General features: G+C 56.8%; 10 protein-coding genes and 2 pseudogenes. 4 read left to right on the plus strand and 8 right to left on the minus strand.

Features of this window, described 5'->3' with window-relative positions; translation table 11 throughout:
• Positions 1-95: 95 nt before the first annotated feature.
• The 3 genes and pseudogenes from ACQZ6D_RS19110 to ACQZ6D_RS19120 all read right to left on the minus strand — a co-directional run.
• Positions 96-1,799 (minus strand): ATP-binding protein, encoded by a 1,704-nt coding sequence (locus ACQZ6D_RS19110; protein ID WP_413393691.1) that lies wholly within the window; start codon positions 1,797-1,799, stop codon positions 96-98.
• Positions 1,796-3,049: an SIR2 family protein gene (locus ACQZ6D_RS19115; RefSeq protein WP_448730247.1), complete on the minus strand. Its 1,254-nt coding sequence runs from the start codon at positions 3,047-3,049 to the stop codon at positions 1,796-1,798. The genes ACQZ6D_RS19110 and ACQZ6D_RS19115 overlap by 4 nt, the downstream gene beginning before the upstream one ends.
• Positions 3,050-3,875: 826 nt before the next feature.
• A pseudogene (locus tag ACQZ6D_RS19120) lies at positions 3,876-4,034 on the minus strand (hypothetical protein); the annotation flags it as partial.
• A 407-nt stretch (positions 4,035-4,441) separates the two neighbouring features.
• On the opposite strand from ACQZ6D_RS19120, the gene ACQZ6D_RS19125 reads away from it, so the two are divergent.
• From ACQZ6D_RS19125 to ACQZ6D_RS19135, 3 genes are all read left to right on the plus strand, one after another.
• Entirely contained in the window at positions 4,442-5,902 is a 1,461-nt protein-coding gene (locus ACQZ6D_RS19125) for an FAD-dependent monooxygenase (RefSeq protein ID WP_448730246.1), read from the plus strand.
• A 15-nt stretch (positions 5,903-5,917) separates the two neighbouring features.
• Complete coding sequence (locus ACQZ6D_RS19130) at positions 5,918-6,352, plus strand: RidA family protein (protein WP_448730245.1); 435 nt, start codon at positions 5,918-5,920, stop codon at positions 6,350-6,352.
• Between the two features lie 93 nt (positions 6,353-6,445).
• Positions 6,446-7,276, plus strand: a complete 831-nt coding sequence (locus tag ACQZ6D_RS19135) for an AraC family transcriptional regulator (RefSeq protein WP_448730244.1) — start codon at positions 6,446-6,448, stop codon at positions 7,274-7,276.
• A 61-nt stretch (positions 7,277-7,337) separates the two neighbouring features.
• Here the strand turns inward: ACQZ6D_RS19135 and ACQZ6D_RS19140 are convergent, their stop codons facing one another.
• The 4 genes from ACQZ6D_RS19140 to ACQZ6D_RS19155 all read right to left on the minus strand — a co-directional run bounded on the left by ACQZ6D_RS19140 (position 7,338) and on the right by ACQZ6D_RS19155 (position 10,797).
• Positions 7,338-7,724, minus strand: a complete 387-nt coding sequence (locus ACQZ6D_RS19140) for a hypothetical protein (RefSeq protein ID WP_448730243.1) — start codon at positions 7,722-7,724, stop codon at positions 7,338-7,340.
• Positions 7,725-8,152: 428 nt separating this feature from the next.
• A complete protein-coding gene (locus ACQZ6D_RS19145; protein WP_448730242.1) occupies positions 8,153-9,061 on the minus strand; it encodes a helix-turn-helix domain-containing protein in 909 nt (302 codons plus the stop codon).
• A gap of 27 nt (positions 9,062-9,088) precedes the next feature.
• On the minus strand, positions 9,089-9,859 hold the full coding sequence (locus ACQZ6D_RS19150) for a GNAT family N-acetyltransferase (RefSeq protein WP_448730241.1): 771 nt from the start codon (positions 9,857-9,859) through the stop codon (positions 9,089-9,091).
• 161 nt (positions 9,860-10,020) lie between these two features.
• Complete coding sequence (locus ACQZ6D_RS19155; RefSeq protein WP_448730240.1) at positions 10,021-10,797, minus strand: alpha/beta fold hydrolase; 777 nt, start codon at positions 10,795-10,797, stop codon at positions 10,021-10,023.
• Positions 10,798-10,993: 196 nt separating this feature from the next.
• Here ACQZ6D_RS19155 and ACQZ6D_RS19160 point away from each other — a divergent pair.
• Positions 10,994-11,269: pseudogene (locus ACQZ6D_RS19160) on the plus strand (hypothetical protein); the annotation flags it as partial.
• 209 nt (positions 11,270-11,478) lie between these two features.
• Here ACQZ6D_RS19160 and ACQZ6D_RS19165 read toward each other — a convergent pair.
• On the minus strand, positions 11,479-12,387 hold the full coding sequence (locus tag ACQZ6D_RS19165) for a nucleotidyltransferase and HEPN domain-containing protein (RefSeq protein WP_111791026.1): 909 nt from the start codon (positions 12,385-12,387) through the stop codon (positions 11,479-11,481).
• Positions 12,388-12,442: the final 55 nt, after the last annotated feature.

Raw genomic sequence — 12,442 nt, forward strand, 5'->3', positions numbered from 1 at the left:
CGTGTTGAGATGATTCGCTTCCTGGACAGCAGCGCGGTCTTCCGCATCTTCTTTGGGTGATTGAGATTTGTAAGCATGCTTTCACCCCATCGCTCTTAGTCCGCCCTGGGCTGACGACTGGCCCAATACGACGTGTATTTTGGGCCTTTGGAATCGGGCGGCGACGGGGGCTCGTGAATCAAAACAGGCACCGGCGCGGGAAGGTCTGGCCCGACGATTATGGCTTCGCCAGGCGCGAGAGTCGGGATAAACAGAGCGGCGTTGCGATCAAGATCGCCGCAGGCTTTCTCGACCGCACTGCGATCTTCTTCGTTGGTCAGGCGATGCACAACCAGTGTGCCAAGTTGGCTGAGAACATCGGCCGGAATATCGCGGGGGCGCTGTGTGGCAAGGATCGTGGTCAGTCCGTATTTGCGCCCTTCTTTGGCGATAAGCCCAAACGCTTCAAGTTTCACGCTGGCATATTCGTCGCCAATGGTTCGCCCCAGGAATTGATGGGCCTCATCCAGCAGCGTGATCATCGGCTTGTCGCGAAAGGTGTTCTGCCGGGCGCGGGCCAAGAGAAAGCGCCCGATGACATTCATAAGGATTTCGCGCGAGTTGTGCTCGAACCGGACGTTTTTAAATGAAATGCGGAGTATATCCCGGTCTTCTGAGGCGAAAAACGATTCCAGAACCGCGACCAAGGACTGTCCGCCCTTGCCGAATAGGCATTCAAGCTCAGGGGAATGGATCAACGTGCGCATGCGCGCGATCAGGCTTTCGCAGTAGCCTACTGCTTGTTCATGGACGTTACCCCAGTGGCTCGGGTTGTCCCAATTCGTCGGCTGAACGCATTCCTGCTGCACCTGATCGGGAAGATTTTCGATGTCGAACTGGCAAAGCGGGCTGTGAATGACGTCGCTGTGAAGTTCCAAAGCTTTCAGAAACGGGCGGCGGTCCTTTTGCCTTTTCGTGAGCAGCTTCTTTTCATAGATCGCCACGCCTTCAAGCTGTCCCCCACTTTTCTTGACAAGCTTCAGACTCTTGATCGCTTCGCGGAGTTTAGGCCCCTGGCTTTGTCCCGATGGGCGAAACAGGGCGAACAGGTCGTCTTCCGTCATGAACTGGTAGGGGAAATGGACCTGCTGGCTGCCGGCTTCTTCGTTGTCGAAGGCATAGTGCGCCGATATGGCGGGGATCTCTGCAAATTCACCGGTGGGATCGAAGAGAATACATTTACCGCCAGCGGCTTTGATCTGCTGGAGGATGGTGGCTAAGGTCCAGCTCTTGCCGCCGCCCGTCGCGCCGAATACGCCGCAGTGGCGGCCGAAGAGCTTTTCAGGCGGCAGGCGCAAATGCACGCCGCTGCCCGCATCGAGCGTGCCGATGTCGAGGGCGCTCGCGCCGCTCGCCACCAGTGAATTTGCCATCAGTTCGCCGAACATGGATGGATCAGCCAGGTAGACAGCATCGCCGACGCGAGGATGGTGGCGGATGCCGCGCATGAGTTTGTTCTGTCGCTGATCTACCGAGGCCAGCAGTTGCACCCTGCCGACCGGGTGAGGTTCGGGCTGCGTGCCCAGAGTCGGCTCGACAGTCAGTCGCTCTGCGTCGGGTAGTTTGACTTCGACCAATCTTCCAAGGAGCTTGACCAGCTCGCAGTCCACGAACACGAAGTCGCCGACTGCGCCGCGCGCAAGGGCACGGCGCTCCGGCCGGGCGGTGGCGTAAGGCAAGTTCACTTGCACCGTTGACGCCGTCACGACAGAAATCGTGCCGACGTAGCGATCCGGATCAACAAGGCTGTGTTTGATCACGACTGTACCCCATCGCCGAAGCCCCGCGCGACTTGCATACGGTCAAGATGGCGTTCGCGTTCTGTCTGGGCGACGAGATCGGGTATGGCGAGGGCCAAGTCCTCAAAGCGGCCGCTGAGCAGCGTGATACGCTGGTCGCCAATCCGCGCCAGGTGTTTGAACCTTTCGAAATAGCCGCTGACATGCTCGCGCACCGGGCTTTCCACGGCGATCGTATGATCGCCTTTCTCCAAGACATCGTCTCTGAGAAAGGCCACATCACACACGATCAGCTTGAGGCTCATATTGGCCTCCAGCGCGGCCATCACTGGCTTGCTCAGGTGGTCATCATTGAAGCCGAAGCCGGAGACAATGAGGGCGGTATCGGGTTCGCGCAGCGAGCTTTGAAACGCGCCCATCATGTCGAGATAAGGCGGCTCGAACGCTTCCTGGTATTTGCTGTCGCGCGGAAAGATCAGTAGCGGCGGCTCAGAACCCTCTGCCCGCACAATGTCGGCACCGCGACGCTTCCAGTCGATAGAGCCGTGTAGTTTGTAGAGATGGAAGACGTTCTCGATATAATCAGGCCCCTCCTTGGCATTCTCGCGGCGGACGATGTCGTGCGAGAAATGGCCGCGATCGTAGATTTGCGGCATCGCATGGGAAAAGCCATCAATGATGGTGAAACGCTGCGCCCGTGCCGCGTATTCAAAGCACAGATCGTAATTGGTCGTGAAAAACTTTGCGCGCGGTTTACGGACACCGCGTCGTGCGATCTTGCGGATGATCGCGCCGTGCGCCTTGATGTCCGTATCGTTGCTGACGAAGCTGACGCGCTTGGAGATCGCCTTTTCGGCGGTTTCAATGAAGGTCTGAATTTTCTTACTGCTCTCATTGTTGAAGAGCTCGACGTAGATTTTGCATTGAGTCAGCAGTTTTTCGATGTTGGTGTCGGTCGCTTTGGCCTTGGGAATGAGATCGATGACTTCCTGGAAGGTCTCCTTCGTGGCGGCGGCTTCGACGGCGGTCCAGAGGTCACTCATGCCGGGCGCAGTAGGTGCGCCCTGTGCGGGATTTTTTGCACAGAATGATGCGCCGGCCCCGGTCAGGACCATCAGGTTCGAGGCGTTCATCGCCACGCTCAAAGCGAGATCAATATCGCGGTTCGCGCCGAAGCTGATAGTCTTGCCATCGCCGTCGACTTGATCGGCGAACTGAACCCAGCCCTTGACTGGATTGAACAGGCGCATGTTATCGGCAGATGCCAGCAAGACGTCCCAGTATCCCAATGAATGTCCCCTCCCATACGACACGCGCTATCCCGTCATCAGAGCATTGCCGCAGACTACACGTCAAAATACATCGTGTAAGCATGTGCTGATAGTTTTGCGGGATTTCCCGGTCGAGAGACGTTGATATTTTTCTATGATCGGTACGCAGGTTAAGAGAACAAAGTCATGCCGAAACAGCGTATGCTCAGAGCGGATGCGCTCGGTTGCCATATAGTATAATCGTCCACCGCGTCGTCGCGACCGTACCGGCTGAGATTTGGGGGTTGATACGCCGAACAGTGACCTGGACCGCAGGTCGTGGGTTCGATTCCATTCAAGGCGGCTCATGCTTTTAGCTCTCAAGCCAGGTAACGCAGAGGGAGGGTTGTCCATCGGGCTTAAGGGCATGCTGTTTCAAGGCTTTGCAAAGGACTTGGGCTATGGGACGTCGTCGGTTACTTCCAAATAGATCATTCCCCGCTACGCCTACTTGCCGGGTATGGGTCCACACCCAGTACGTGATAACTCGCCGTCTGAGATTTCACCGGCAAGGTAGATACGGACAACTACGACCGCATGCATCAGCAAATCGCTTGGGTGAACCCGAACTTGGAGACGCTTGTGGCGAGCGCCAAGTGTATGAATTTCGCAGAAGAAATTGCAGCTGCAATCACGCCGGCGCTGACCTCCATGGACAACGATAGCAAGGATCTTGTCGCGACGATCGACCAGCGTATTTCCGCCTACGCTTCTGCGCGGCAGGAGCTCGATACGATCTGGGGCCAGCTCACCAGCTTCGCCGCGCCGCGCAGATCGGTTTGCCTTGTCATCTGGCATCGCGAAGCCTGCTTTCGATCAAGAGGCCGCGCTCATCCATGATCGGATGCGCCACAGAGACGATGTGGGCGTTGACGCGCTTGAGGTCACGCAGCATGTCGAGATCCAGCGAACTCGTCTGCAGGCTGTCGGCGCGGCCGTCGCGCATGGGAGCCGCAGTACAGCCTTTCCGCATGACTTACTACTGACTGGATTTCGGGAGGCGATGGTCCCGAGTTCGAGGAGGAGCATATTATTTGAGTCTTGTAGATATGGGTGCTTCCGGATCCGGAAAGTCGACAATCGGCGCGAAAATCGCTGCCGCTCCTACCTACGAATTACCGATGTGGCTGATCGGATCGTCATCTCAACAAACCGCCGGCAAACCCAGAGCAGCTCAGAATAAGGGTTCCCCGCCAGGCTTTCAGCCGATCGAATGTCAGCCGAAATCGAAACTCGAAAATGGCCCTTTTGCCAAACTTGTTGGCATGACTGCGGGAGCGGCGCATCGGCCAAGCGGCTACTGACTGTTTGTGACTGCGGGAGCAACCCCGCCACGGAGAGAAGGAGCCGAAAATGAAGGACGTCTACGATTGCATCATTGTCGGGGGAGGACCTGTCGGGCTATGGCTCTCCTGTGAACTCAGACTGGCTGGATTGCGGGTCATTGTCATCGAGCGACGCACGCAGCGGATCAATCAATCGCGAGCCCTGACCATTCATGGTCGGACGCTGGAAGTCCTGTCACTTCGGGGGATAGAGGAGCGATTCCTGGCGGTCGGAAAGCCGGTCAGGTCAGGCCACTATGCGGTTCTCGATACTCGACTGGACTTCGACATTTTCGACAGCCGTTTCCCTTACACGCTGTTCATTCCCCAGGAGACGACGGAGGCTTTGATAGAAGAGTTCGCATTGGAACTCGGCGTCGAGATCCTTCGCGGCGCCATGGCGGAGCGGATCGTCTCCGAAAGTGATGGCGTCACTGTCTTCGGCACCAACGACAGACCATTTGAACTCAGTGGCCGTTACGTCGTGGGTGCAGACGGGGCCAGGAGCCTGGTTCGTTCGGAGACTGGAATTGAATTCGAGGGCCATTCCGGGAACGGGGTCTGGTTCCTGGGCGATGTGGTTCTGGCGTCTCCGCCGGAAACGCCTCTGATATCGGCATTCAATGAGCACGGTTGTGTGCTGGTGGCGCCTCTTGGGGACGGGGTGCACTACCGGATTGTCGTCAACGAGGCGGAAGACCGCGGGCGCACACGGCAAGATGCGGTGACACTCGAAGAATTGCGCCAAGCCACTGCGCGCATTCTTGGCTCTGACTTTGGCGGCCATTCCCCGTTGTGGTTGTCGCGCTTCGACAATGAGACGCGGTTGGCAAAAACCTACCGTCGCGGAAACATATTCCTGGCAGGCGATGCGGCTCACATTCATCTGCCCGCTGGCGGGCAGGGCATGAATGTCGGCATCCAGGATGCGATGAATCTTGGCTGGAAGCTGGCAGCGGTCGCAAAGGGAACCGCGCCCGTGGAACTGCTCGACACATATGAATCCGAACGCCTGCCGGTCGGCATCTATCTTCGTGACACCACGATGGCGCAAAGTCACCTTATCACCGCCTTTTCGGCGCGGGGGAGAGCGCTTCGGGGCGTCTTCAATGACATGTTGAAAGTGCCGGCGATCAATGCATACTTTGCCAATCAGGTGTCGGGTTTTGCAGTGCATTACCCCGATCCGCTGCCCGGTTTTGGCGCTGGGAGGTCGACTCTGGTCGGCGGCCGTATCCGCGACACGCCATTGAGGCTGTCCGACGGCACAGATGCCACCCTTTTCGGCCTCCTCTCGAAGGGTCAATGGCTGGATCTGACCATTTCCGAAGGCACCAAAGCCGAGAGGCCCGACTGGCTGCATCCGCGCTCGGTTGTCGAGGCAAGGGGCATTCCCACCGACCATGCGGACACTCTCGGGAACATCGGTGCGCTCCTGGTAAGGCCGGACGGTTACGTCGCGCAAACTGCGCTCAGCACCTTAACGTGAGAAGGGTAGTCAGTTATGTTATGGCACCTCAATCCAGCCTCGATGCCAGCGCCCGCGGCGCCGCTCTACGCTCAGATCTCCATCGCACCGGCAGGTCCCCTCGCATTCATCGCCGGACAAGTTGCTATCAATGCTGAAGGCCGGCTCGTCGGTGAAGGTGATCATCGTCTGCAGGCGGAGCAATGCTTCCGCAATCTGAAGAGCGCGCTTGATGCGCTGAGTGTCGGCACGGAACATGTCGTGCGGATGGGGCTGCATGTCGTCCGCCACCACGACGAGCTGGTCGCCCCGATATTCGAGGCCGGGCATGCCGTCTTTGGGCAGAGTTGGCCCGTCTGCGCCAGTATTTTCCTCGGCGTGGAGAGGCTTGGCCATGCAGACTGGTTGGTGGAGATCGATGCCATCGTTTCTCTGCCTACGGATTTTGATGCGCTTCGTATCTCGGTATAACCATCCGAGCCGGCACGGCAGAGCAGAGACATGTTCTTGCAAGGCGACGTGCCCTGTTTAGAATCCATGGCGGACCACGGAGAAACAGAGCCGATGAGCATCATCATCACACCCGAGATCGATGATCCCGACATCGTTTCGAGGTCAGTCATAGGCCTAACAATCGAACTCACGGCCGTTGGCGAAACCGAACCTCACAGTCACCGCAAGGCGCAACTCCTCTATGTGATCTGCGGTGCTCTGACGGTTGAAGCCGCCGGCGGAATTTGGACCGTGCCGCCGCAATGCGCCATCTGGCTGCCTGCGGGTGTGCTTCATCTGGCGCATTCCAGTGGCAGGATTGTCATGGCCAATCTCTATATAGAGCCCGACCTTACAGACTTTCTCGGCGAGGATTGCGGGATATTGTTTATTCGCCCGCTGCTGCGCGAGGTCATTCTCTGCTTCACATCAGATGCTGATCTCCTGGGGGCGGAAGAGGGAAGGCGTGCTCGGCTGTCCGGGGTTCTTCTTGACGAGCTTCGCGATGCCCCGCTAGAGCCGCTGCGATTGCCAATGCCCGCAGACCGGCGGCTGCGGAGGCTAACAGACGCGATGCTGGCAGACCCGGCGACACGCCTCACGATCGAGGAATGGGGCGCGCGTATAGGGGCTAGTAAGCGAACCCTTACCCGCCTGTTCCAGCGAGAGACAGGCATGTCGTTCAGTCGATGGCGGCAACAACTGCATGTGGGCCTCGCGCTCCAGCGGCTGGCCGGCGGCGATGCCGTCACCGTTATAGCCCTCGACCTTGGCTATGAAAGTGCGAGTAGCTTTATCACCATGTTTCGCCGCCATACGGGAGCAAGTCCGGCGCGGTATTTCGGGGAGGGTCGCTTTGGGGTGAGTTCGCCCGAACTGCGGTCGCGTTATCTCACCGGCTAAGTCGTGAAGCGCTTTGCGAGCGACGTCGCAGACAGAGGCTGCGACGTCCAGTGTTGACTTTTCAGCGAAACTTGGAGCGGTCAATAACCCCCACGCTGGCGACAATTTTTCCGGCGGAATTGCCGTTCAAATCCTGCTCGCTCACGCGCTCTGCACCGCCGCTGAACGTATTCCAAATCTGGAGTGCCTCGTTGAATGTCTTGGGCGTCGGCCCAGCCATCAAGTTCTTTGTATACTCTTCCCGCGTGACGTAGCCGTCCCGGTTCGTATCGTTTCCCTCAATAATATTATGAGAAAAGTTGCTTTGAGCCTGCGCCGACATCTGGTCGAGCGTCGAGCTCATCAAGTCGTCAAAGGATGACGAGGCACTGCCCTTTGAGGCCGGCGAATTCTTGCCGGTCGGGTTCGACACAAGATTCCTGAGAGCATCTGATGGAATGGTAGGCAAGGATTTCCCCCTTTACGGTGAGCGGTTGTTGCGGGTTAAACTTGTCATCTGCCCTGGCGTGCCGAGCGACCGTATGTTCGAATCGCGTGCTCACTGAGAGGGAGCCCAATTGGTATCTGACGACCGGAGTGCTCGATTGAATGATCCTGCAGCGCGACAGGTTGTTTGCGCTCTAGCGCAGTATGCAGTTATTCAAAGGCGGCCTATTACCCCTTTGGAGCCGTGGTGGTGAGCGCGTTCATCATTTGACGAAAAAACGAGAATAAATACCAGCTGCTTCGGGAAGCTCCTTTCCCGTCGGCCGCGCCAAACCCCGGCCACGCTGCGCAGTTGTAGTCGTTGGAATCTTGCTGAACGGGCCGGGACCTCGACTGCTCCAGCGCGTCGGCCGACAGGATGACGACGCGCTGGCTCGAGTTATCGGCCAATCAGCAGTGAACGGCCCTCCACGCCCCCGGGGTGATTCCCATACCCCTTGAAAACACCCGTGTCAGATGTGCCTGATCGGCAAATCCACAAGCTAAAGCGACCTCCACAAGCGAGCTTGCACGGTTACGCAAGAGTTGGCGAGCAAGCGCGACGCGCCGCATTGTCAGCCACTGGTAGGGCGCGAAGCCCGTCGACCGCTTAAACGCATGCGAAAACTGGCTTGTTTGAAGACCACATAGGCCGGCAAGCTCTGCGAGCCCAATGCCGTCGACCAAACAGGTCTCAATTACATCTTTTGCAAGTCGCTCTTGCCATGCGCTCAGGCCACCAGTGACAGGCCGGCGAGTAACAAGGCCGCCATAGCGAGCGCAGAGGTAAATGCCCAGGCTCCACATGTAGTGGTCGGCATATAGGGCATCGATCGATGAAGGCGCATCGAAAAATGGATGGATTCTCAGGGCAAGCCAGCGGAGAATTGGATCGTCTACCACATGGTATCGGCTTGCCGCGAGATCGATGACGTGAGGTACCTGCAGGTCATCAGCGATCTCGTTTAGGAACGAACGCTGCACTATCACTTCTTGGCTATGTCGGGGCGTGATGAAATCGCTATGGGAGACGTCAGCGACATAGAGAAATTGGCATTGTCCTCGGTGGGTGGGAATAGAATAATGGCGATCATCCAAGAAGACTTCGCTTTGCTGGTCCAGCAGATGGACCCCTATACTATAGGCGTCCTCCCACCGCGGGAAAGTTGGGTTGTATTCAGATTCTCTCAATCCATAAGTAATTTCGGCAGCAATAAGTCTGGATCGTGCCAGACTCCGAACAGCGAGCTTCATCTGTGATCGAGGCTGCACGCCAATGGGGATTTTTGCAACCTCAATTAGCTTAACGTTGAGTGTCATAGTAGCCCTGCCGCCCTCCTGAAGACGTCAAAACATGACCAGGTCATACTCTGCTACGGTTCTGAAACCGAGCCTTCGATAGACCGGTTCACCCATTTTGCTTGCTTGGAGGCTAGCGAGTTTCAGTCCCTTTTTCCATCCCTCCAGCGCGGCATGGTGGGTGAGGGCGGCGCCGATACCGTTACAGCGGTAGGCAACATCCGTTGTGCAGACATAAATACCCGCAACTCCGTGCGAGGCGAATAGCGCAGAGGTTCCGACAATCATCCCGTTCAACTTGGCCGCAAACCGCGTGTATTCGCCTTGCTTGTCCGGCCTTTCCATTTCTACTCTTTGCAATTGAGCGAGGGATCCTTCAGAAACACCCATCGACGGGGCAAAGCATTCTACCCATGTGAGCAGTTCTCGATCATCCTCAATGACCTCGATCGAAATGCCGGCAGGCAAGGGGGCTGAGGCGAGGTCTGAAGGTCTGGCGACCATCACAGGAACCTTGCCACGAATAAGTCCTCCCATAGCGGTCACAGTTGGAATGGCTTCGCGGTGCGAGTCGGGACCAAGCCACCAGACCGAAGGCAGGTCCTTCAGAACCTGTCGAGCATAATCGACCTTTCGCGAAATGTCGTCCCCTGCAACACGTATCACTCCGTTCAGTTGCGGATGGGGGACGCCACTTCGGTAGAGCGTGACACCTTCATCTTCATTCCGTTCGTAACCATAGTTGAGCCAGTATTGCCTGCAGTTCGCCAAGGCCGACTGAAGCTCCGTCGGGGTTATATCGGTCTTGTCAAATGGCATGAGCCTCTCCAAAAAACATTAAATAGCGCTCGCTTGCCGTGTGGCGGGCGCGCAAAGCGTTGAAAGTAGCGAAGACATCAGTAGCGATGAGGACGCTTAAAGATCATCCGCCTGATGGGGCGTTATCAGGCGGATGAGTCTGTTTAATGCTCAAGCAGCATTCAGTGACTGGTTGCCGCTTGCTCGATCAGCTTTGCCACGGCAGTCGGATTTGAAACGTAGACCGCATGACTGCCAGGCACCTCAACGGTCTTCGCACCAGCGCGTTCTGCCATCGTTCTTTGTGCAGGTGGTGGTATCATCTTGTCGTCAGTGGCGACGAGATACCAGCTTGGTTTGACCTTCCAAGCGGGTTGAGAAACTTTCCCCTCGAGAGCGGCAATTCCCCAAGGAACCTGAGAATCCGCCATAAATGTCGCCAGGTCGGGACGCACGTCAGCGGCAAATGCGTCTTTGAATTTCGACTTGTCCAATAACAAGAAGCCATCAATAGGTGGCAGGATGGGAGGGACAGGTGCGCCTGCGGGCGGATTTGCGATCAAGCTTGAGACAGACTCCCCGGCGTCAGGCGCGAAGGCTGCTATGTATACCACGCCCGCGACTTTAGGGTCGGTACCGGCTTCGGATACCACCACGCCACCATATGAATGGCCGACAAGAATGACGTCACTGGGGGCCGCTGCAATGGCACGCTTGGTCACAGCAACGTCGTCGTCCAAGGAGATCGTCGGGTTTTGAACGATTGTGACAGGATAGCCGTCCTTTCTCAGAATTTCGTATACGCCTTCCCACCCGGAGCCGTCCACGAAGCCCCCATGAACAAGAACAACTGTTTTCATCTTCGTACCTTCTGCAGCGTGGGTTGGTGTAGGGACAATGCTAACGCCGACCGCTAACGCGGTAACGGCAGCAGCTATGGCCAATTTCATCGACATCATGTGCTCCTATTAACTGTTACTTAGCAGGCGCCACGGGCCGCACCGACTTTCGATGCGCCGCATGCTCCTTGCATTGCCAAGGCTAAAAGGGGCAATCGTTCCGCTATTGAACGATCTTGCAGTGCGGCCGGCGCATTCAGTGGTCGCCCCGATGGGTGTTTGCAGGAGAATGGCGGCTGCGTAACGGGGCGATGATGCAGGCTACAGATTCACCGTCTTCAGTAATCAGGAAGAGGAAATGGCCAAGGGACGGCTGGGTGGCAGCGAGATGAAGTTCTATCCGCAGGATGCACTCACTTAGGCAGGCGCCCAATTCAGTCAGGTAGACGTGTCTTTCTCGGCACATATAGTGACCGATCGGGAACTGATTCCTGGCCAGAACCCGGCCTCCTCCCCGGCCGTCGCCAGAGAGCTACTCGCGTACTGGGCGACATCGGCTACAGCTAAGCGGGAATGTGGATCGCGGCCATGATTGCTGCGCGCTACCATTCATGATGTTTTCGTGTGTGTGAAATTAGAGAGAAAGTGCGCTGTAACCTCTTTTCAACCTGAAGCTCAGGTCATGTCCTATCTAGGCCTTTGGCTTAGAAATAAGGTGGTCGGTGGTTCAGATCCCTTCAAGAGCGAAACCGGCCAAAACCAGGCGGTTGAGCGGTCCCGGCAGCCGTTGCATCACCGCCGTCAGGACTTCGCTACCTGCTGCAGTTTGTTTATGTGCTCGCGGCAGAGCGCCTCGATAAGGTCGTGAAGTTCTGCGGTTCGCTCCTGAAGCCAGGCGAGTGCCTCTTCGGAAATTTCGAAACGCTTCGAATAGCGCGCTTTGACGTAGGCCTCATTGAGAATGTTGTACCATGCGGTAAACCGCTGATGGTCCCTCGGCCATATGTCGACAAGGCGGCGATCCCGATCCTCCGAAAGCCCGCGCAGGAATTTAAGGTTGTGAGACGCAGGCGAATAGTTGGTCAGTGTCAGGAGATAGCAGTTGTAGGCCGTTTCGACCGCCTGATGGAAATTGAATGCGGCGTGATTAGCTTGATTGTGGGTGATCGAATATAGCGCGAGCTCACGAAAGAATTTGGCGCTGTTAAGCTGGATACTAAAATGCTCTTCGGCCACTCTGAGCGCATTTTCAGGGCTGAGCGGCTTTGGCTCAGCCAATGGCCTGTCATCGAATTCGTAGAGAACAATACCCTCGCGAGCGATATCGACGAAAAAGGCCTGGCCATCATTCAAAAAGTTACTGATCTCGCGGGCGCCATGCGCGATAAGACCGACAGGTGTCTCGATCTCCTTATCCCACATCAGCCGGTCGATGGGCTTGTCCCAGTATTTGGATTCGGCCAGTTCCTTGTTGCTGACGATGACGAGGATGTCGAAATCCGATCGATAGCCTTTAGACGTGTGCGGCTCGTCCACCCAGGTGCCACGAGCGTAAGAACCGAACAGGATGATTTTATAAATCCGCCCGTCTTTCTTAGCTTCGGACTTCGAGCGCTCCACAATGCCGGCGAACTCTTCGTGGATGATCCGGACGACCCTTTCCAGTTCGCGCTGCTTCGTCTGCGGAAGATGTCCGATATCCGATTTCATGGCCTCACCATCGATTCTTCTGAACGGATATCCTAACCGTGATCGGCTGGCTATT

It is taken from the genome of Agrobacterium sp. 22-3639C2, assembly GCF_053522105.1.